Source organism: Demequina flava, from assembly GCF_000975035.1.
Lineage (GTDB): Bacteria > Actinomycetota > Actinomycetes > Actinomycetales > Demequinaceae > Demequina > Demequina flava.
Map to the genome: position 1 here is coordinate 1,020,391 of NZ_BBRA01000001.1, position 19,304 is coordinate 1,039,694.

Annotated in this window: 19 protein-coding genes and 1 tRNA gene; 11 read left to right on the plus strand and 9 right to left on the minus strand. The window is 66.6% G+C overall.

The features are described from left to right. Positions 1–4: 4 nt before the first annotated feature. The 3 genes from AOP74_RS04850 to AOP74_RS04860 are packed head-to-tail and all read right to left on the minus strand — an operon-like array spanning position 5 to position 1,617. Positions 5–259, minus strand: a complete 255-nt coding sequence (locus tag AOP74_RS04850) for a DUF4287 domain-containing protein (protein ID WP_061961212.1) — start codon at positions 257–259, stop codon at positions 5–7. Beyond that, a complete protein-coding gene (locus AOP74_RS04855; protein WP_061961213.1) occupies positions 256–1,257 on the minus strand; it encodes an SRPBCC family protein in 1,002 nt (333 codons plus the stop codon). The genes AOP74_RS04850 and AOP74_RS04855 overlap by 4 nt, the downstream gene beginning before the upstream one ends. 12 nt (positions 1,258–1,269) lie before the next feature. After that, complete coding sequence (locus AOP74_RS04860; protein WP_061961214.1) at positions 1,270–1,617, minus strand: ArsR/SmtB family transcription factor; 348 nt, start codon at positions 1,615–1,617, stop codon at positions 1,270–1,272. 165 nt (positions 1,618–1,782) lie between these two features. Here AOP74_RS04860 and AOP74_RS04865 point away from each other — a divergent pair, with 165 nt between their 5' ends. Together AOP74_RS04865 and AOP74_RS04870 are read left to right on the plus strand one after the other, a co-directional pair. Further along, on the plus strand, positions 1,783–3,555 hold the full coding sequence (locus tag AOP74_RS04865; protein ID WP_236683719.1) for a beta-N-acetylhexosaminidase: 1,773 nt from the start codon (positions 1,783–1,785) through the stop codon (positions 3,553–3,555). A gap of 82 nt (positions 3,556–3,637) precedes the next feature. After that, positions 3,638–5,566, plus strand: coding sequence for a cation:proton antiporter (locus AOP74_RS04870; protein ID WP_061961215.1), 1,929 nt, complete (start codon positions 3,638–3,640; stop codon positions 5,564–5,566). An 80-nt stretch (positions 5,567–5,646) separates the two neighbouring features. On the opposite strand, the gene AOP74_RS04875 is transcribed toward AOP74_RS04870, so the two are convergent. The 3 genes from AOP74_RS04875 to AOP74_RS04885 all read right to left on the minus strand — a co-directional run bounded on the left by AOP74_RS04875 (position 5,647) and on the right by AOP74_RS04885 (position 10,166). After that, positions 5,647–7,329, minus strand: coding sequence for a DHA2 family efflux MFS transporter permease subunit (locus AOP74_RS04875; RefSeq protein WP_236683720.1), 1,683 nt, complete (start codon positions 7,327–7,329; stop codon positions 5,647–5,649). A gap of 150 nt (positions 7,330–7,479) precedes the next feature. Then, entirely contained in the window at positions 7,480–8,148 is a 669-nt protein-coding gene (locus AOP74_RS04880) for a DsbA family oxidoreductase (protein ID WP_061961216.1), read from the minus strand. A gap of 29 nt (positions 8,149–8,177) precedes the next feature. Then, positions 8,178–10,166: a GMC oxidoreductase gene (locus tag AOP74_RS04885; RefSeq protein WP_061961217.1), complete on the minus strand. Its 1,989-nt coding sequence runs from the start codon at positions 10,164–10,166 to the stop codon at positions 8,178–8,180. Positions 10,167–10,307: 141 nt separating this feature from the next. Here AOP74_RS04885 and AOP74_RS04890 point away from each other — a divergent pair, with 141 nt between their 5' ends. The 5 genes from AOP74_RS04890 to AOP74_RS04910 all read left to right on the plus strand — a co-directional run bounded on the left by AOP74_RS04890 (position 10,308) and on the right by AOP74_RS04910 (position 13,275). Beyond that, positions 10,308–10,745: a hypothetical protein gene (locus AOP74_RS04890; RefSeq protein ID WP_061961218.1), complete on the plus strand. Its 438-nt coding sequence runs from the start codon at positions 10,308–10,310 to the stop codon at positions 10,743–10,745. Next, the gene (locus tag AOP74_RS04895; RefSeq protein WP_061961219.1) at positions 10,742–11,251 is read left to right on the plus strand and encodes a hypothetical protein; all 510 of its coding nucleotides are present in this window, start codon (positions 10,742–10,744) and stop codon (positions 11,249–11,251) included. The genes AOP74_RS04890 and AOP74_RS04895 overlap by 4 nt, the downstream gene beginning before the upstream one ends. Further along, positions 11,251–11,478, plus strand: a complete 228-nt coding sequence (locus tag AOP74_RS04900; RefSeq protein ID WP_061961220.1) for a helix-turn-helix transcriptional regulator — start codon at positions 11,251–11,253, stop codon at positions 11,476–11,478. Before AOP74_RS04895 ends, AOP74_RS04900 begins: the two co-directional genes overlap by 1 nt. Positions 11,479–11,560: 82 nt before the next feature. Further along, positions 11,561–12,256, plus strand: coding sequence for a DUF4386 domain-containing protein (locus AOP74_RS04905; protein WP_061961221.1), 696 nt, complete (start codon positions 11,561–11,563; stop codon positions 12,254–12,256). Then, positions 12,253–13,275 (plus strand): NAD(P)-dependent alcohol dehydrogenase, encoded by a 1,023-nt coding sequence (locus tag AOP74_RS04910; RefSeq protein ID WP_061961222.1) that lies wholly within the window; start codon positions 12,253–12,255, stop codon positions 13,273–13,275. The genes AOP74_RS04905 and AOP74_RS04910 overlap by 4 nt, the downstream gene beginning before the upstream one ends. Here AOP74_RS04910 and AOP74_RS04915 read toward each other — a convergent pair. Beyond that, a complete protein-coding gene (locus AOP74_RS04915; protein ID WP_061961223.1) occupies positions 13,259–13,720 on the minus strand; it encodes a hypothetical protein in 462 nt (153 codons plus the stop codon). The two genes, AOP74_RS04910 and AOP74_RS04915, sit on opposite strands and share 17 nt — an antisense overlap. A gap of 115 nt (positions 13,721–13,835) precedes the next feature. On the opposite strand from AOP74_RS04915, the gene AOP74_RS04920 reads away from it, so the two are divergent. Then, on the plus strand, positions 13,836–15,164 hold the full coding sequence (locus AOP74_RS04920; protein WP_061961224.1) for an MFS transporter: 1,329 nt from the start codon (positions 13,836–13,838) through the stop codon (positions 15,162–15,164). Between the two features lie 79 nt (positions 15,165–15,243). Here the strand turns inward: AOP74_RS04920 and AOP74_RS04925 are convergent, their stop codons facing one another. Further along, complete coding sequence (locus AOP74_RS04925; RefSeq protein WP_061961225.1) at positions 15,244–15,495, minus strand: DUF6458 family protein; 252 nt, start codon at positions 15,493–15,495, stop codon at positions 15,244–15,246. Between the two features lie 291 nt (positions 15,496–15,786). Between AOP74_RS04925 and AOP74_RS04930 the strand changes: the two genes are divergently transcribed. The 3 genes from AOP74_RS04930 (at position 15,787) to AOP74_RS04940 (ending at position 18,363) form a co-directional block, all read left to right on the plus strand. Next, entirely contained in the window at positions 15,787–16,698 is a 912-nt protein-coding gene (locus tag AOP74_RS04930) for an aldose epimerase family protein (protein WP_061961226.1), read from the plus strand. 137 nt (positions 16,699–16,835) lie between these two features. Beyond that, a tRNA-Gly gene (locus AOP74_RS04935) sits at positions 16,836–16,909 on the plus strand. 83 nt (positions 16,910–16,992) lie between these two features. Further along, on the plus strand, positions 16,993–18,363 hold the full coding sequence (locus AOP74_RS04940) for a UTP--glucose-1-phosphate uridylyltransferase (protein WP_061961227.1): 1,371 nt from the start codon (positions 16,993–16,995) through the stop codon (positions 18,361–18,363). A 27-nt stretch (positions 18,364–18,390) separates the two neighbouring features. Here AOP74_RS04940 and AOP74_RS04945 read toward each other — a convergent pair whose 3' ends face one another. Continuing rightward, the gene (locus AOP74_RS04945; protein WP_061961228.1) at positions 18,391–19,287 is read right to left on the minus strand and encodes a DUF4190 domain-containing protein; all 897 of its coding nucleotides are present in this window, start codon (positions 19,285–19,287) and stop codon (positions 18,391–18,393) included. Positions 19,288–19,304 lie beyond the last annotated feature (17 nt).

The following is a 19,304-nucleotide window of genomic DNA, read 5'->3' on the forward strand; positions in this document are numbered from 1 at the left end:
CACGCTACTTGGCGAGCTGGCCCTTCACCCACGTGACGATGGCATTTGCGTGACCATGGCCGATGCCGTGGGTCTCCTTGAGGCCCGCCACCACTTCCATATGGGGCTTGCCATCCTGGAGTTCAGTCGTGGCGATGTCGATCCAATGCTGCATGGGCTCGCCATACTTCTTCTCGATGTTCGGGAAGTAGGAGACGGGTCCAGCGAGTGTCGCTCCTGGTTCGAGAACGGGCGCGTCGATGTGGCGCAGATCGCTCATGCCAGCACCTCCCGCTCAAGCCGTGCGTAGGACTCTTCCATCCCGTCGCCCATGCCGGTTTCGAGGATGATGTCGCGCAACTGTGAGTCGGGGTATGTGATGACGACGGTCAATAGCGTGCCGCCGTCGCGCGGCATCAGGGTCATCTCGTTCAGCGTGGACGGTGCATCCATGCCGATCATCGACTCCGTGTTGACGGCGCGGTGCGGCGCATCAAACTCGAGGACCTCCCCGGTGAAGCCAAACCGCTGGGGCGCGTCAGCATGGGCTCCCTGCTCCTTGAGAAGCTCAGCGGTGGGCTCCCACTCGTAGCGGAACGTCTCCCCCACGGCCGTCGCGACCTCGCACACCGGCATGGTCCAGCCATCGGGTCCGAGCAGCCACTTCTGGAGGAGGTCCTTGTCGTGGTGGGCGGCCCAGACCTGCTCCGCAGTGCCGCGGATGAGGCGAGTGACGCGGACCTGGGTGTCGCCGAGCAACTGAAGGTCGGCCTCGCCAGCGGCGAAGCTGGTGAGGTCCGCGAGGACGTCGTCGATCTGACTCATCGCGGAGGTCAGGCCCTCTTCCATGCCCATACCCAGGAGTTGCTCGAGCTGGTCGAGCGAGCCGAAGTGCGTCGTCGTGATGAGGCGCGACCCGGCGTCAGTGTCCTCGAAGGTGAAGACGATCCGCATTGTCGGCATCTCGGAATTCTCGTTGCCCTCGGCATCCGCGAAGCCGTCACGGACCTCGAACGAGTGGCCGGGATCCACCGCGAGGAACTCCCAGAACCCGGGAGATGTCTGACCGTCGGGTCCGTTCATGACGTACGCGCTGCGGCCGCCCGGGTAGACGTCGTGACGCGTGAACGTGGCGGGCCAGCCCTCAGGCCCCCAGAACTTTTCGATCTGGCGCGGGTCGGTGTACGCCTCCCACAGACGAGTGCGGGGTGCGGCGAAGTCCGCGGTCACCGTCATGGTGAGCGCGTCCAGGTCCTTGTCAACAGAGGTAACAGGCATGGTGGTGACCTTTCAGTCCGTGGTGCTGTCTGATTCGAGGAGAGCGTCCAAGCGGGAAATGCGCTCTCGCCAGATCTGCTCGTAGGCGTCCAGCAGGCGCTGGGCGCGACGGATTGACTCGGGGTTGCCTCTCACAAGGCGCTCCCTTCCGGAAGCGTGCTTGGTCACGAGACCCGCACGTTCCAGGACTGCGACGTGTTTGCTGACCGCCGCGAAGGACATGTCGTACGCGCCAGCGAGCGTGGAGACCGAGGTCTCTTGCACCAGGGTCCGGCGGACGATGTCGCGGCGCGTGGAATCGGCGAGGGCCCGGAAGATTCGGTCGACCTCGTCATCGGTGAGTTCAGTATCTACAACCATTTGGTTATACGTTACGACGACCGCGGGTGCGCGTCAATAGGAACGGGACAATGCTGACACCTCGAGGACTGAGGCGGTAAGGCGAGGCGGCGACGACGGGCCACGAGATTGATGCATCCTCGAACTTAATCGACTTTGCTACCAGGGCAGACGTACGCTCGTTCAGTGACCGATGGCATGCTCGCATTAACCCCCGCCCCCGTCCGCTGGACCCCGGGCGACGACTCTTGGACCCCGACCGGCGCGCTGACCGTGCGCGCGCCCGAGGCCCTCCTCCCCGCCGCCCGCCGCTGGGCCCGCGACACCACCGCAGCGTTCGGCCCCGATGTGGCGCTGACGGTCACCGACGAACCCCAACCAGATGTGGCGTTTGCCTTTGGCGAGGGGATCCGCCCCGGCGGATACGTCCTCGACATTGAACCCGCAGGCGTCACCGTCACGGTCGCTGACCTCTCGGGCGCCCACAGTGCGGTGCAGTCACTGCGACAGCTCGCCGGGCCCCAGGCCTTCCGGACTGCCGCGATCGCGGAGCGCCCGCTGAGCATCGGCACCGGCCGCATCGAGGATCACCCGCGCTTTGGATGGCGCGGCGTGCACCTGGACGTATCGCGACACTTCATGCCCGCGCGCGAAGTCATCCGCTTCATCGACAACGCCGCTGCGCACCACTTCAACGTGTTCCACTTCCACCTCACGGACGATCAGGGCTGGCGCATGCCGATTGACCGCTACCCCGAGCTCACTGAGGTGGGCGCCTGGCGTCCCCGCACGCAGGTCGGCAACGCCTACGTGGACCCCGAGTTCGAGGAGCGCCCGCACGGCGGCCGCTACTCCAAGGACGAGCTGCGCGAGATTGTCGCGCACGCCCGCAGCCGCGGCGTGACCGTCATGCCGGAAATCGACGTTCCCGGCCACGTCGAGGCGGCCATCGCGGCCTACCCGCAGCTCAGCTCGACGGGCGAGCCCGGCTCAGTGCTCACCACGTGGGGCATCAGCCGCGACGTCCTCAATCCGTCTTACGAGAGCCTCGAGTTCTTCAAGCACGTGCTCGACGAGGTCGTGGAAATCTTCGACTCCCCCTTCATCGGGATCGGCGGCGACGAGGTCCCCACCGGTGCGTGGCGCAAGAATCCCGACATCATCGCTCACGCGGAGTCGCTTGGCTTGGCGTCGGTCACGGACCTGCACGGCTGGTTTCTGGGACAGCTCGCCACCTACCTCGAAAGCCACGACCGCCGCGCGGTGGTGTGGGACGAGGGACTGAGCGAGCACCTGCCCCGTAGCGCCGCCGTGACGTCGTGGCGCGGAATCGAGGCCGGCGCGATCGCGATCAAGGGAGGGCACGACGCTGTCATGGCTCCCGAGCAGGTCCTGTACCTGGATCACCGGGCTTCCGACCACCCCGAGGAGCCCATTCCCGTGGGGTTTGTGCGCACGGTCGAGGACGTCCTCGCCTTTGACCCGCTCCCGCCCGAGGTCATCGCCGCGCACCCGGAGCTCGATGCAGTGGAGCACGCCGATGTGATGGTGCCGTTCCCCGGCGATCGACCCGTGGCTGCCGACGGAGAGCAGGGCGCCCTCCTGGGAGCTCAGGCCCAGGTGTGGACCGAGCACCTCGACAATCCCCGCCGCGTCGACTACGCGACCTGGCCGCGCCTGGCCGCATTCGCCGAGGCCGCCTGGTCGCCGCACATGGACCGCACCCCCGGATCAGATGCCTCGCTGGCCTTCATGGAGCGCCTGAAGAAGCACCTCACCGTGCTCGATGGGCTGGGTATCGAGTACCGCCCACTCGACGGACCCCACCCCTGGCAGACCCGCCCTGGCATCGAAACCACCACCCGTGACTTTGACGCGGAGATGGCTGCCGCGGGCTGGACCGGCGCAGGTGGCTGGCACGAGGACGACGACGGCGAGGGCTACACCGCGTCGATCTAGCGCCCAGGCGTTGCCCAAGTTCGCGAACGGCATCAAGAGACATCCCCAACCTGGTTGTACGCCCCGCGACTAGGCTCCCGGTATGACCTACGCCGCGACCCTTGTGCTGATCCTGGCTGCCGGCATGGTGGCCCAGCTCATCGCGGCGCGGCTGCGCATCCCGGCGATCATCGTGCTGATCGCGGCCGGGCTCATCCTGGGCCCCATTTCCGGGATCATCATCATTCCGGGCGGGAACGAAGAGGTCTCTGCCCTCATCTCGTTGGGTGTGGCTGTGGTCCTGTTCGAGGGGGCGATGGACCTACGCTTCAGCGAAATCACGCGCGTGAAGAAGGGCGTGAGGCGCCTCACCCTGTTCGGTCCACCCATCGCCATGTGCCTGGGGGCCCTCGCGGCGCATTACGTCGGCGACATTGAGTGGCCGGTGGCCTGGGTCTTGGGCGCACTTCTGGTCGTCACCGGGCCCACCGTGATCATTCCCCTGCTCCGCCAGGCTCGGCTCAACCAGGAATCCGCCTCCCTGCTGAAGTGGGAAGGCATCATCAATGACCCCATCGGCGTCCTGCTCGCTTTCCTGACGCTGCAGTACTTTCTGATCGCCGATGCGGACATCGACCCGGACCTGCAAAATGTCGCCCAAGCGCTCGGAGTCGCCTCCGTCGTGGTGACCCTCGTAGGCGCCGTAATTACCGCCGTCGTGCTCGGAACGCTTGCGGGTTACGGCATCGGCCTGGTATTCCGGCGAGGCTGGGTCTCGGGCCACCTCAAGTCGCCGCTCCTCCTCGTGATGGTCCTGCTCGTGCACACGCTGTCGGACATTGTGGTCCACGAGTCGGGTCTTCTCGCGGTGACCATCATGGGCGTGATTCTCGGCAACATGAACCTGGCCGAGCGCGACCAACTCCTGGACTTCAAGGAGGGGTTGTCGGTCATCATCCTGTCCGCGCTGTTCATCATCATTCCGGCGCAGCTGGAAATTGAGCAGTTGATGCTAATCGACTGGCGAATCATCGCATTTGTCGTCGTTCTGATGGTCGTGGTGCGGCCGCTGACGGTTGCGCTTGTCACGATCAAGTCGCCGATTCGCTGGCAGGACCGCGTGCTCTTGGGATGGATCTCTCCGCGCGGAATCGTGGCGGCGGCCACGGCCGGTATTTTCGGCCCGGAACTCATCGAGGCGGGCTACGACGACGGCGACGTCTTTCTGCCCACTGTCTTCCTCGTCATCATCGTGACCGTCATCGTGCACGGATTCACGATTGGGCCGCTGTCGCGCAAGCTTGGGCTGTCCGCGGGTCCCGCCAACGGCCTGCTCATTGTGGGCGCGTCGCCCTTCTCGACGTCGTTGGCGGCCGCGCTCCAAAAGGCCAACGTTCCCGTGCTCGTCACCGACGTTTCCTATCAACGCCTACAGCCACTGCGAATGTCCTCGGTGCCCGTGTACGTGGGTGAGGTGCTGTCCGAGAACGGCGAGCGCCACATCGCGGACATCAGCCTCAGTTACTTGCTGTGCGCCTCGGACAACGACTACTACAACGCGCTGGTGAGCCGGTCGTACGGGCCAGACTTTGGCTATCACCGCACGTTCCAGCTGCCCACTCACGAGTCCTCTTCCGACGAGGAAAAGCGCGTCACGTTCCAGCGCCGCGGCTCGTACGCATTCGACGGCGAGTCCGACTACTTCACCCTCAACGACCGCGCGACGAACGGCTGGTCTGTTCACACGACAAAGATCACCGCGGACTTTGGGTGGGAGGACTGGCAGGCTCGCCAGCGCGAGCGTGATGTGGAGTGGATGCTCGTGGGCGATGTCTCGGCGGAGTTCGGGTTCCGCTTGGCCTCATACGACCAGTTCTTCTCCCCCGCGGAGGGCCACACGCTGCTGTACTTCGCTCCCGATCACTCCAAGCGCGACAGAGCTGCGGAGCGAGAGGCGGCCTCGGGCGCGGTACCCGCGGTCAAGAGGGCCGATGCTGGCTCGGCAAAGAGCGCTAGGTCACCTCAGGAGTAGGGAGCCGGCCACAGCATCGGTCCGCCGGAAACCTACGGCCCTGAATGCCTCGAGCCCCTAACCCCGCCGAGTATGTACGGCTAGGGGGTGGGGGACTGGCGGGCTGCGCGACGGACCAGCAGCGAACCACCGAGTCCGATGGCGAGGAAGCCGGCCGCGACGAGCAGGGATCCGCGGGTAGCATCAGCGAAGCCGTCGGAGAGCGCATCGACGACGTCAGGCGTCGTCGCACCCAGTGGACTGTCCTCACCGAGTTCGCGTCCTTGGCTGATGATCGAGCCCGCCGAATCCGCGGTAGCGTCCGTGAGTTGCTGTACCTCGGCATCGGGGAGGTCGAGCGGGTCCAGCGAGGTCGGAACCGTGGTCGCGAGCGCGGCCGCGAGCGCTGCGCCCACCACGGCCGTGCCGAGCGCCGAGCCCACCTGACGGGCGGTGGACTGGGCGGCGGAGCCCTCGCCGGACTGTTCGGGCGGCACCTGGCTCAGGGTCGTGCTCGTGAGCTGGGCGGACGCAAATCCGAGTCCCGCACCGTAGACGATGAGGACTGCGCCCAACGCCCATGCGCTGACGCCTGCAGTCGCGATCCACGCCACAAGGAGCACGCCGATCACTTCGAGGCTCAGGCCCAGCACAACCACGTTGGGAGCGCCAAAGCGCGCGGCGACGTGGCGGGCGGACGCACCGGAAACGAATGCTCCCAGCGCCATCGCGGCCAGGACATAGCCAGCACCCATCGTGGATAGCGCGAGCACGTTCACGAGGAACAGCGGCAGCACGAAGATGATGCCGAACTCGCCTACCGCGACGGTCATGGCGGTGAGGTTTCCCCACCGGAAGGTGGGCAGGCGGAAGAGGGTGAGGTCGAGGAGCGCGAGCCGTCCGCGGCGGGCTTGGCGCTTCTCGTTGACCACAAAGAGCGCGAGCAGGAGGGCGCCAATCACGATTGCGACGGGCACGATCGAGACCGGAGCCGTCGCGGGCCATGTCCACGGGCCCAGACCAAGGTCAGCCGTGGGAGCCCACCAGCCGAAGGTCTGACCCTCGATGAGCGCGAACACGATCGCGCCGAATCCCAGCGCCGAGGTCAGCAGGCCGCCCAGGTCCATACCCGGGCGGAGCTTCGCGACCTTGGTCTCGGGGACAAACATGAAGACGCCGATAAGCACGATCACACCGACCGGAAGATTGACCAGGAAGATCCATGGCCACGTAAAGGACGTGGTGAGCCAGCCACCTGCGAGCGGTCCAAGTGCTGCGGCACCGGAGATGACCGCGCCCCAGATGCCAAAGGCGGCGGCGCGGTCCTTGCCACGGAAAGTGGCATTCACGGTGGACAACGTGCCGGGGAGGATCGCAGTCGCGCCCAGGCCCTGGACAAGACGGCCGCCGATCAGCGCACTGGCGGAGTCCGCACTCGCCGCAACAAGGGAGCCGATGAGAAAGAGAATGACGCCGCCCACAAGGACGTTGCGCCGTCCCAAGCGGTCGCCAAGCGAGCCCGCCGTGAGCAGGAACGCGGCCAAGACCACCGCGTAGGACGCCGACACCCACTGGGCGTCGGACAGGTCCAGCCCCAGATCCTGAACGATGTCCGGGATCGCGACCGCGACGATGGTTCCGTCGATCACGACCAGCGACAGCGCAAGCGCCAGGACAATCAGAGACTTCCAGCGGTTTGCGTGCGCCTTGTCGTCGATCGGGGGCTCGGCGGCTCCGTGCTCAGCGGGCTCGGGCGCGGGCTGTTGCGGCGTGTTGGAAGTCACGTGTCGACACTAGCCGAGGGCGCAACGATCACCACGACCATGTAAGTCGACAGAGCCTGGCGACCCCAGCTTCGGCCGTCAAAAACCTACGGCCAGGGCCGCCCAAACTCCGAAACCCCGCCGTGTATGTACGGCCAGGGGAAAAGAAGGTTAGCCGGCTGCTGCTTGGGTCAAGATGTCCCGGTACTGCTCGGTTGCGGCCGCGCCGGGGATCCCGAAGCGCTCGCCGATGACGGTGAACGGCACGCCCGTGGCGCCCAGTTCCGTGGCCTGGCGCTGCTCCGCGAGCACCATGTCGGCGTGCTCATCGCTGGCCAGGACGGCCAGGGCAGCGTCGCGGTCCATGCCTGCGGCTGCGGCAGCATCGGCCAGGTCGGAGGGGCTCGACAGGTCGAGCGCGCCCGAGAAGTGGCCAAGCTGGATCGCGTGGCGCACCACAAGACCGAGGTCTTCTGCGGCGGCGACCAAGCGGTGCGCGTCCAGAGTGTTGGACACGGTGCGGTCCTCGACGAACGGCAGTCCGAGCTCCTCGGCCATGCCTGCGAGCTGCTCGTGCTGAGCGTGGAGGGTGTCGGCGTCGGATCCGAACTTGCGGCCCAGGTACGCCTGCACGGGCTCCGTGGTGGTGCGTTCGGGGTCCAGCTGGAAGGCGCGCGGGATGATCACCACGGGCGCTTCGATCGAGTCGGCGGCGGCTACGAGGCGGGCTTCGCCGATGTAGCAATACGGGCACACGATGTCTGCCCATGCGTCGACGCGGACGGCGGAAATGGTCTGCTGAGTTTCAGTCACAGTGGGGCCAACGAGTGCGCCGGCCATGAGATTCCCGCAAGGCCCAGAAACCGCGGCTAGAAAATGTCGCCCGGGTACCCGTCGTCGTCCTTCGATGCGCCCACCATGTCCGCCATCACCCGGTACGCGTTGGCGATCGTGGTGAGTACCGGTGAGGCACCACCGTTGGACACGTGGGTCGCGGCATCGATCACGCGCACATTGCCGTGACCCCACACGCGCCCGACCGGATCGACCACCGACGCCGCAGGCGTGACACCCATGCGGGCCGTTCCCGCCTGATAGCGACTGACGACCGGCCCACCCGAGCCCGTGTGCGTATCAACGGGAACCACTTGGTTCGCCCCAGACTCCCGCAGCCAGTCCACGGCGCGCTCGCCCAGGAAGCTGCGGGTCCGCTCGTCCTCGGGGTGAAGATCACCGTGCAGAACGGGCTCCGGGATGCCCCACTCATCGGTGACGGTCGCTGACAAGGTGACCCTGGCATCGGCCGAGGGGACCTCATGCGCCGTACCCACGATGCGCTGCATACGCGGCAACAGCCGCGCCAACCGCGGCATCAGGTCTGTCCCGGACCACGGCAAGAGCCCCACGTGCTGGAGTTGGCGGAGGGCCGATGCTGGGGTCGGGACATAGTCATTGCTCAAGACTCCGCCGCCCACCACGGCGGGGTTGCCATGGCGGAAGTCGGAGGTGGCGATGCCGGCTCCGGGGCCTTCGAGGTCGCTGATGGCTTCTTCGAAAATGCCGATCGCGCCCACCTGAGCCTGTCCCTGGAGGTAGCGGCCAACTTGGTCGTAGCGATTGCCGATTCCGGTGGGCTCACGGTCGCTGCGGCTGGACAACAGGATGCGAGCGCTCTCGACGGCGCCGGCTGCGATCACGACCTCGTCCGCGTCGATGCGCCGCTCCCACAGCCCGGTCTCGTCGAGGCCGCGCACGAGCACCCCGGACACGGACCCATCACTGCGGGTCGTGAGGTGCGCGGCGCGGGCGGAAAGGATGAAGCTCGCGCGTCCGGTGCGGGCGGCCCGCCACAGCGCGGTGTTCTGCGAGCCGGCTTTGGCGCCCACGGGACAGGCGAAGCCAAGGCATTGGGAACAGCGCACGCACGCTGCGCGGCCGCGATAGGGCTCGGAGTTGATGAGCATTGGCACGGGGAGGGTGCGCCAGCCGAGTGAGTCGGCACCGGCGATCAACCGCGCTGCGGGGCGTGTGCGCGGAAGTGGGGGCAGTGGGTAGGGAACGGAGCGGTGGCCCTCGGTGTCGCGCGGGCCGGGGGCGCCGCTGACGCCCCACTCGAACTCGGCGTGGGCGTAGTACGGCTCCATCTCGTCGTATGTGACGGGCCAGTCCGCCTGCGCAGACCCCTCTGGCACGCCGTACGTCGAGGCCATCGTGAAGTCTTGGGGCGCGAACCGCCAGGCTTGGGCACCGTAGACGCGGCTTCCACCGCCAAGTCCAAAGGCACTGGCACCCCAGCGCGGGTCCGAGGGGCCGATGCTCTCTTCGGTGTTCCCGACGCGCTTGTGGGTCGAGGGCGATTGCAAATGGTCGCGCGCGAGGTCTCCCGTTGTGGGAGCACCGCCGCGTTCAATCACGAGCACGGACCGGCCAGCCTCGGCCAACTCCTGCGCGGCCACTCCGCCCCCAGCGCCGGACCCGATGACGATCGCGTCGTAGCGAGCCATGAGTTCCCTGCGCGTCACGACAGCTGCAGGCACTTCGTCAGGCATGTCCGAGCCCGAGGGCTTGCCGTCAAAGCCGGTGCGCCATCCCAGCGCCTTCCAAGTCGCGGGCTGGGTCACGGTGATCTGGCCCACCAGCCCGGCGAACCACTGGGCGTCGCGGTTGTCGCGCATCTCCACCAGGTCGGCTGGTGTGCCTTGGCGCGCAAGTCTCGCGAGGCGTTCCCGCCAGGCGGGGTGATCGTGGTCGAGGACCATCTGGAGCCGGCGCAGGACCTCGGGCGAGTCCGACGAGGGCCATGGGCCTCCCGGCAGGACCGCAGCCACCCAGGCGGCGAGGTCGGCATCGACTGTCATACCTTCAGCCTAAAGCGCTCAGGTGACGCCTCTGTTTCATGCGAAACGCGAGCGATGTAAAGAACTCTTGACATCTGGTTTCCGGCGGCCTATCGTCATCATGTCAAACATTCTTAACATCGACACGATCCAGGAGACACCATGAGCGAGGAACGATCGTTCGAGGAGCGGCAGACCGCGGCTGGCCTCGCCATTGGTCTTGTAGCCGTGCTCGCCTACGTCGCGGTTCTGACGGTGCGCGCGCTGACCGACGACCTGCCCCTCACGGAGGTCGCGTGGCAGGGGCCGATGCTGGTGTGCGTCGGCGTTGGCGGCGTAGCTTACGCACTGCTCTTCCTGGCGTTGTGGTTGCGCCAGCGCGGCGAGACGCTCACCGATGAGCGCGACGAGCACATCCGCGCTGCGGGCGAAGTTTCGGGAGCGTCACTGTCCGGACTCGGCGTGCTCGCCGCACTGGTGATGCTCGCGCTCGACGTCGACACCTTCTGGATCGCCAACGTCCTGTTGCTGGTCACCTTCGCCGGCGCTGTGGCCCAATCAGCAACCGTGCTCGGCGCATACCGTGGAGGAATCGCATGAACGCCGCCCAAGACTCAGCGTCGACAGCACCGTTGCCGGATGACGCACCCGAGCCCATGACCACTGCCCAACGGGGCGTGTGGGTCTTCCTCGTCACCAACATCTCTGCTGCCATCGCTTACGCAATCGTCGTGGTGCCGCGCGCCCTGTCGCAGCCCATCGAGGACGTTTCATGGGTGACGCCCATGCTGTGGGCGATCGGGTTTCAGATCGTCGGCACCATTGTCGGGTCGATTCTTGCCGCGATCGGGTCTGCAGTGAGCCTCGCTGCGCGTGGACGTGAGCCTGAGGTGGAGATGGTCACGGACGCCCGCGACAAGGACATCGAGCGCTACGGGTCACGCATGACTCAAGGCGTGCTCGGCGCCGGCACATTTGTCGCTCTTGTGCTCGCGATGCTGGATGCTGACACGTTCTGGATCGGCAACACCATCTTCTTCTTTGGAGTGGTCAGCGGAATCGTCGAGGCCGTCGTCAAGATCCGCGCATACCGCAGGGGCCTGTAATGGGCCGTTCCACGCAGGTCACGAACTCCATCAGGCAGTTGCGCTCTGAGCGCGGCGGCCTCACACAGGCCGAGCTGGCTTCACGCATTGGCGTGACTCGGCAGACGGTCATCGCCATCGAGCAAGGGCGATATTCGCCGTCGCTCGAGATGGCATTTCAAATCGCTCGCGCGCTCGGAGTCTCACTCGACGACGTGTTCCAGTACCCCGACAACGAATCCGCGTAGGACTCCACGCCCGCACCACCGCTTGGCCACGTGACGTGGCCGCTACTACCCGTACCCAAAAACGCATCCTCCAGGAGACACCATGACCACCACCGACACCGTGCGGACTGCCCGCGGGACCGGGCTCGCCTATCTGGGCCTCGCCCTCACCGGCATGGCCGGCTTCCTCATCATTCGCCCTCAACTCTTCACGGATTCGCCGGCGGAGACTCTGGCCAACCTCAGCGAGAAGCCCGAACTCGCAGCTGCCGCAGTCGGGATTGAGATGGCCATCGTGCTCACGCAGGCGCTCGCGGCCGTGTGGTTCTACAAGCTCTTGCACGACATCCGGCCCGTGGCAGCGTTCGCGACCGCAACATTTGGACTGATGAACGCAGCCGCGATCATGGCGTCGGGCGTGTTCATGGCGACGGCAGTGGCCATTGCGGGCGACCCTTCGATCGTGAGCGGGGCCGATGCTGCGGGCACCATCGGCGTTCTCGCGCACCTGAGCGATGCGGCCTGGGGCCTGGGGGGCTTGTTCTTTGGGCTGTGGCTGATCCCGATGGGGTGGGCCGCGGTCACGACGCGCCGCTTCCCGGTTGTGCTGGGATGGACCCTGATAGTCGGAGGGGTTGGCTACGTGCTGTCGGCCTTCGCGGGATGGGGATTGGACGGAGCGCCCGGGTGGTTCGTCGAGGGCTTGGCTTTCCCTGCAACACTCGCCGAGTTTTGGATGATCGCCTACCTACTGTCCGTTGGCATTCGGCCATCTACCGACCAGGAGAACCGCTCATGAGCACCATTCCAGAAACGATGACCGCCGCTGTCCAACCCGGCTACGGACCGGTCAGCGGCGTCGCCGCGGCCACACGAACCGTCCCCTCACCCGCCCCGGGTCAGGTGCTCATCCGCGTCGAAGCGGCAGCTCTCAACCCAGCCGACGTCTTCACCATCACGGGAACTCCGGCCGTGGTCCGGGCGTCGAAGGGAGTTCGTAGCCCCAAGCAGCCGGTCCCGGGCTCCGACGCCGCGGGCGTGGTCGTCGCGGTTGGGGAAGGCGACTCCGAATGGAACGTAGGCGACCGGGTCTTCGGCATGGCATCGGGCGCGCTCGCCGAGTACGCCTTGTCAAAGGTCGCCTGGCTCGTGCCAACTCCCGATGGGGTCTCATCGGAATCGGCGGCAGCCTCCGTGATGGTGGGCCTCACCGCGCTCCACGGCCTGCGCCGCGCGGGCCTCGACCCGTGGCCCACCACCGGCGAAGACCAGCCGCTCGCAGGTAAGCGAGTACTCGTCATCGGTGCCGGCGGCGGGGTGGGCTCGGCAACGGTGCAGATCGCCGCGGGCGCCGGAGCGCATGTCACGGGTGTCTGTTCCGCTGGTGTAGCCGATGCCGTGGCCGCCCTGGGCGCCCACCGCACCGTGGACTATGCGACGGAGGATGTCCTCGCGTTGGAGGGCGGGTTTGACCTCATTCTCGACAACGTTGGGGCGGTCCCAATGCTTGACCTCGAACAGCTCGTCGCCCCAAGCGGCATCCTGTTCCCGAACTCGGGCATCCCGGGACCAGACGGCGGTGCCATCACTCGCGTCGCCAAGGCCAACTGGCACGGAAAGGTGCGTCGCCGCCGGATCGGCACGTTCCTGTCGACGGTCATCCAAAGCGACATGCAGCTGGTTGCGGACCACCTGGCCGACGGAAGTTTCACCCCGCTGGTGGACTCACGCTGGAACCTGACCCAAGCATCGGCCGCATTGCAACACATTGCCGACGGGCACGTCCACGGGAAGGTTGTCGTTACTCCGGGACGGTGACGAGGCGCCGGTAGCCCAGGCCCGCAAGCAGGGCCGCGCCGGCAGCACAGGCGAAGATGATCACGGCAGCGGCACCCTGGTCACCCACGCCCAAGAACGTCACGACGACCACCGCGGCGACTGCGCCAATGCCCGCGGCGTTGAAGCTCTCGGTTGCCGCGGCCATTGCGAGCAGGGGTAGCGCGAGCCACTCGGTTGCCGGTGCCTGCGTCATCAGCACGACCCACAGCAGGAGGAGCGCACCCCACCACGCGCCGCGCGACCGCCTGCGCACAGCGAGTCCGCCGGCGGAGAAGACGCCGAAGAACAGAACAGTTCCAAGCACCACACCCAGGGGCGCGCCACCTTGGTCCTGCCACGCCCCCACGATGCCAATCACACCCGCAGCCATCACAGCGATCACGAGAACGGCGCGCAACAGGACAGCAAGGCGAGGGGAAGGCATAGCGGCCATTGTCCCAAATGCGTGGAAGCGCTCGGGACGCTGCCCACCCGTCCACGCGGGCGGCGATCCCGACGTAAGTTAGAGGCATGCCCATCGTGAATCGCCCCGGACTCGCATGAGCCGCACCTTCGCATCGCTGGGCTACTACAACTACCGCCTGTGGTTTGCCGGCGCGCTCGTGTCCAACGTGGGCACGTGGATGCAGCGCGTCGCCCAGGACTGGCTGGTCCTGACGCATCTCACCGATGATTCCGGCGTCGCTGTCGGCATCACGACCGCGTTGCAGTTCCTGCCGTTCCTGCTGCTGGGCCCGTGGGCCGGCGTGCTCGCTGACCGCGTCGACCAGCGCAAGCTCCTCATCATCACGCAGAGCGTCGCGGGCGCACTCGGAGTGGGTCTCGGCGCCTTGGTCCTGACCGGGCACGCCGAGTTGTGGCAGGTGTATGGATTCGCGTTCGCCCTGGGAGTGGTCGGCGCAATCGACACTCCCGCGCGTCAAACCTATGTGGCCGCCCTGGTGCCCCCGGACGGCCTGTCCAATGCGGTGGGCCTCAACGCAACCGCCTTTAACGGAGCGCGACTCGTGGGGCCCGCTGTGGCCGGACTGACGGTGGCCTGGGTGGGCATCGGCTGGGTCTTCATCATCAACGGCCTGACCTTCGTGGCCACCGTGATTTCGCTCATGCTGATGCGCAAGAGCGAACTGTGGGTGATGGACCGCGCTCCCCGCGAGCCCGGACAGGTCAAGGAAGGCCTGCGTTACGTGCGCGGGCGGCCGGAGATCATCGTCGTCATGATCGTCATCTCCACGGTGGCGGCCTTTGGCCTAAACTTCCAAATGACGTCTGCGCTGATGGCGCGCATCGCGTTCGAGCGCGGCCCCGAAGATTACGGACTCATGGGGTCCGTGCTCGCGATCGGCTCGCTGGCCGGGGCGTTGCTGGCCGCGCGTCGCAAGCGGATCCGACTGCGACTCCCGCTGGGCGCGGCGCTGCTGTTCGGAGTTTCTAGTGCTGTCATGGCCGCGATGCCGACCTTCGAGCTGTACATGGTGGCCTCGGTTGCCGTGGGCTTTTCCGCACTCACGATGCTCACGAGCGCGAACGCGTTGGTGCAGACCACGACTGAGCCGCGCATGCGTGGGCGCGTGATGGCGCTGTACTCGATGATCTTGCTGGGCTCCACGCCGATCGGATCGCCCATTGTGGGGTGGATCGGTGAAGAGATTGGGCCACGCTGGGCCGTCGGGATTGGCGCGATCGCCGCGATCGTGGTCTCGCTCGCGGCCGCGGCCTGGGCCGTGCGGTACTGGAATATGGAGGTCACGTACCACCGGCATCGGCCCCACCTCGAGTTCACCTACCCCAGCCAAAGCCGAGCGCGCGACGATGCCCTACTGCGGCTACGCGCCCAGTCGGTGGAGGATGCGTCGAGCCAGCCCTAGCGTCTTTACTGCCTGAAAGAAAGAAGTGCCGGGACCCTAGAGGGATCCCGGCACTTCTTCGCGGTATCGGCGCGAGGGGTTAGCGCTCCACGCCGTCGCGGGGTTCGCGGGAGTCCACGTTGTGGTGGTCAACGTGCTCCTCAGTCACATGCGTGTGCTGTGACTTGCGGCGCTGGCCGTTCATGATGAGCGACACGATGATGCCGACGGCACCCGCACCCATCAGGATCCAGCCCACGAGGGCCAAGTTGACGGCATCAACGGACTCGTTCAGGGCGAAAGCCAAGATGGCGCCTACTGCGATAAGAAAAATGCCGGAACCAATAGCCATGGTTCTTGCTCCTCCCTCTCAGGGCAGCGACGCCACCGTCCGGTTGCGGACCAGGGGAATCTCCCCGCGGCATCGCGTGCGTAGAGGGCAACGGGAGCTCCCTTCTCAGATATTCCGAGGCAGCCTGTGCGCCGCGTGCGCGCCCAGTGAACTCCCCGGTGTACACGGCGCGGACCCGGCGTTGGAGCCGGTCCACGCCTAGGTTTCCTGCCCTCCCGCTCACCCAACGGAGCGTGAACGTTCACGAAGTGTCGCCTGACTCGAATCGAATCGATGCGACACAATGAGGACATGACGGACACCGTGACGATTGAGAACGAGCGCTGGCGCATCGGCTTCCTCCCGCAGATGGGTGGGTCGCTCGCATTTGGCCAGGTACGCATTGACGGCGAGTGGGTCGATGTCCTGCGCCCTACGCCCGACGACGTGGAAATCACCAATCACACCGCGTCCTATCCACTGGTTCCGTGGTCCAACCGCATCCGCAACGGGCTCCTGCGATTCTCTGGGCGCGAGTATCAGCTGCGCCCCAACTGGCCCGACGGCACCGCCATCCACGGCGCGGCATGGGAGTTTCCCTGGGCCGTGGCAGATCGCTCCGAGACTCACATCACTTTGGAGTTCTCATCAACCGGCCTGTACGGCGTCAACTGGCCGTGGGAGTTCACCGCCCGTTTCACGTATGCGCTGGACGGAGACGACTTCACCTGGACGTACTCGGTCACGAACGACGCTCACGAGACGTTCCCGGCGGGCTTTGGACACCACCCGTACCTCTTGCGGTCGGTCGCCGGCTCCGCAGACCCTCACCTGCAGGTCAACGTCGAGAAGGCGTACGACCTTGAAGAGTGCATGGCGACGGGGCCCGCGGGCGAGATCCGTCCCGCGGCAGACTTCCGCGAGTCGCGGGAGATCGGTCAGACGTTCGTGGACGACTGCTTCACGGGTCGCACCGGCGAGGATCTTGCGACGATCACCTGGCCCGACACGTTGACGCTGAACTTCACCGCGGATGCGGCTCTCGAGCACGCGGTGCTGTACATCCCGCCGGGCCGCGATTATTTCGCCTTCGAGCCCGTGTCCAACGCGAACGACGCCTTCAATCTCGACGAGGACGGCGTTGCCGGCGCGGGACTGTTCCTCCTCCAGCCAGGGGAGACCAGGACCGCATCGTTCACCATCGCGGCCACCCCGCAGCGCTAACCCGTCCGGGCTGGCGGGCAGGAACTGACTCGCGACGAGGCCCCGACCCTGGGCCAGAACTGGTGAGTTGGTCGCCTTGCTTGACCCCAGCATCGGCCCGCTAGGATAGGGGTCTGCGGTGCCGCTGGCGCCGCAACGCGGGTGTAGTTCAATGGTAGAACTTCAGCTTCCCAAGCTGATAGCGCGGGTTCGATTCCCGTCACCCGCTCCACTGGCCCCAGGCGCGTGGGGCGCCGGGCCGCCGCACCGTTCACGCCTTGTTCACGTTCACATCGTGGCACTAGGCTGGGCCGCATGAGCGCTGAAGGACTTCTCAAAGCCCAAGACAAGATGCGTGCAGAAGGCGTCGACACCGCCGCGATCGACGTCTTCACGCACTACTACGGGGAACTCGAGGCGGGCGCGACCGGCCTGATCCCCGAAGAGACCATCACCCCGCTGCTGGACCCCACCAAACTCGCTGACGTCGACGTGTCAGCGGACGAGGCCAGCGAGGCTCTCCGCCGCACTGCCATCATCAAGCTCAACGGCGGTCTCGGCACCTCGATGGGCATGGACCGCGCCAAGTCCCTGCTCCCGGTGCGCGACGGCAAGTCCTTCCTCGACATCATCGCCGAGCAGGTCTCCCACGCGCGTACCCAGCACGACGCGCCCTTGCCGCTCGTGCTCATGAACTCCTTCCGCACGCGCGTCGACTCCCTCGAGGCGCTCGCGGCACACCCGGGTATCGAGGTCGACGGACTCCCTTTGGACTTCCTCCAGAACAAGGAACCCAAGGTGCGCGTCGACAACCTTGAGCCCGTGGAGTGGCCCGCAGACCCATCGCTCGAGTGGTGCCCCCCGGGCCACGGCGACATCTACACGGCCCTGCTGGCCTCCGGTGTCTTGAAGGCCTTGCTTGACGCGGGCTACAAGTACGCGAGCGCGTCCAACTCTGACAACCTCGGCGCCGTCCCCAGTCCGGAGATCGCGGGCTGGTTCGCCGCCTCGGGCGCTCCGTACGCGGCAGAACTGTGCCGCCGCACCCCCGCCGACCGCAAGGGCGGCCACCTCGCGATCCGCACCGCCGACGAGCAGCTCATCCTGCGCGACACAGCCCAGACCCCGCCGGATCAGATGCACTACTTCACCGACGAGCACCGTCACCCCTACTTCCACACCAACAACCTGTGGTTCAACCTCGAGGCGCTGTACGCGGCGCTGACCGAGAGCGGCGCAGTGCTGGGCCTACCGCTGATCCGCAACAAGAAGACGGTGGACCCGACGGACTCGTCCTCGCCGGAGGTCTTTCAGATCGAGTCGGCCATGGGTGCCGCGATCGAGGTGTTCGAGGGCGCGACCGCCATCGCGATTGAGCGCGAGCGCTTCCTGCCGGTCAAGACGACCAACGACCTGCTGCTTCTGCGTTCTGACGCTTACCGTCTGGACCCCGACAGCGGCCTGCGCCTGGACGTTCAGAACGCTCCGCTGGTCGACCTCGACTCGGCGTACTTCAAGACCATGACCAAGTTCGATGCCCGCTTCCCCCACGGAGCGCCGTCACTACGGGAGGCCTCGTCCTTCACCGTGCGCGGCGACTGGACGTTTGGCGCCGACGTTGTGGTGCGCGGCGACGTGACCCTCGAAGGTTCCGGACACGTGGCTGACGGGACCGTGCTGAGCTAGCGCCAGCATCGGCCCGCGGCCCGCTCACTACGAGCAGGCTCCCTCGACCACGCCCTCGGTAGGCAAGTACGAGTATGCGTCGTTCTCGCCGCCCTCATACGTGAGATCGAGGCACCACGAGGCCGGCGCATCGCCGGTCAGTGTCATCTCGTGCGCGCCCTCGAGTTCGGAGGCAATAGTCACGTCTCCGACCATGTACTCGGTGCCAGAGTCGCTCAGGACGGGCATCGCGTTGCTGGCCACGACCTGCGTCGCCACCTCCGCTCCCACGGCGTGAATGTCCTGCTGGGCGTACACGTCGATCTGCGCGGCCGGAGGCCCCTGGAGGTAGAAGTACACCCCTACGCCGGTGGCGACGAGCGCTACCCAACCCAGGATTGTTCCCGCCAGAGCGAACGAGCGGTTCGTGGCCTTGCCGTTCTTCGCGGCGCGCAGTCCCAGGTGGCCCAGGATGATGGCCACCGGTGACAGCGCCAGCAGCGCCGTCACGAACGCCGTGACGCCCATCCAGTTGCGCTCGCTACTGACTGGCTCATCAGCGGGCGCCGTGCCGTCAGCCGCCACGCCATCTGTGCCCTGGCCGCCGTCCGCAGTCTCGGGAGCGTCGTCCCCAGGCGCATCGACGGGATCCATGACGGCAGTCGGGGCGTCGTCCTCAACGGGATCCATCACTTCGGTGGGCGCGCCGCCCTGCTCAACCCCAGCATCGGCCATATCAGGATCCGCGTCCTCGTCCACGATGGGCTCGGCACTCGGGTCGTGGTCGCCGTCAACGGCGGGCGTGCCGTCCTCTGGGTCCGTCGCATCGGGACCCGAGACGCCCATGTCATTGCGCGCCTCAGCCTCCTCCGCCTCGCGCAGTTCGCGGCGAGTCGGGAGGGACTGGCCGTCGCTGTCCGGTACGGGGTCGCGGGTGTCATCCATGGTGGTCCTCCGACGAG

What these genes read in the sequence shown, in the direction of transcription:
- AOP74_RS04850 (WP_061961212.1), bottom strand. Translation starts at nt 259, where the DNA reads ATGAGCGATCTGCGCCACATCGACGCGCCCGTTCTCGAACCAGGAGCG.
- AOP74_RS04855 (WP_061961213.1), bottom strand. Translation starts at nt 1,257, where the DNA reads ATGCCTGTTACCTCTGTTGACAAGGACCTGGACGCGCTCACCATGACG.
- AOP74_RS04860 (WP_061961214.1), bottom strand. Translation starts at nt 1,617, where the DNA reads ATGGTTGTAGATACTGAACTCACCGATGACGAGGTCGACCGAATCTTC.
- AOP74_RS04870 (WP_061961215.1), top strand. Translation starts at nt 3,638, where the DNA reads ATGACCTACGCCGCGACCCTTGTGCTGATCCTGGCTGCCGGCATGGTG.
- AOP74_RS04880 (WP_061961216.1), bottom strand. Translation starts at nt 8,148, where the DNA reads ATGGCCGGCGCACTCGTTGGCCCCACTGTGACTGAAACTCAGCAGACC.
- AOP74_RS04885 (WP_061961217.1), bottom strand. Translation starts at nt 10,166, where the DNA reads ATGACAGTCGATGCCGACCTCGCCGCCTGGGTGGCTGCGGTCCTGCCG.
- AOP74_RS04890 (WP_061961218.1), top strand. Translation starts at nt 10,308, where the DNA reads ATGAGCGAGGAACGATCGTTCGAGGAGCGGCAGACCGCGGCTGGCCTC.
- AOP74_RS04895 (WP_061961219.1), top strand. Translation starts at nt 10,742, where the DNA reads ATGAACGCCGCCCAAGACTCAGCGTCGACAGCACCGTTGCCGGATGAC.
- AOP74_RS04900 (WP_061961220.1), top strand. Translation starts at nt 11,251, where the DNA reads ATGGGCCGTTCCACGCAGGTCACGAACTCCATCAGGCAGTTGCGCTCT.
- AOP74_RS04905 (WP_061961221.1), top strand. Translation starts at nt 11,561, where the DNA reads ATGACCACCACCGACACCGTGCGGACTGCCCGCGGGACCGGGCTCGCC.
- AOP74_RS04910 (WP_061961222.1), top strand. Translation starts at nt 12,253, where the DNA reads ATGAGCACCATTCCAGAAACGATGACCGCCGCTGTCCAACCCGGCTAC.
- AOP74_RS04915 (WP_061961223.1), bottom strand. Translation starts at nt 13,720, where the DNA reads ATGCCTTCCCCTCGCCTTGCTGTCCTGTTGCGCGCCGTTCTCGTGATC.
- AOP74_RS04920 (WP_061961224.1), top strand. Translation starts at nt 13,836, where the DNA reads ATGAGCCGCACCTTCGCATCGCTGGGCTACTACAACTACCGCCTGTGG.
- AOP74_RS04925 (WP_061961225.1), bottom strand. Translation starts at nt 15,495, where the DNA reads ATGGCTATTGGTTCCGGCATTTTTCTTATCGCAGTAGGCGCCATCTTG.
- AOP74_RS04930 (WP_061961226.1), top strand. Translation starts at nt 15,787, where the DNA reads ATGACGGACACCGTGACGATTGAGAACGAGCGCTGGCGCATCGGCTTC.
- AOP74_RS04940 (WP_061961227.1), top strand. Translation starts at nt 16,993, where the DNA reads ATGAGCGCTGAAGGACTTCTCAAAGCCCAAGACAAGATGCGTGCAGAA.
- AOP74_RS04945 (WP_061961228.1), bottom strand. Translation starts at nt 19,287, where the DNA reads ATGGATGACACCCGCGACCCCGTACCGGACAGCGACGGCCAGTCCCTC.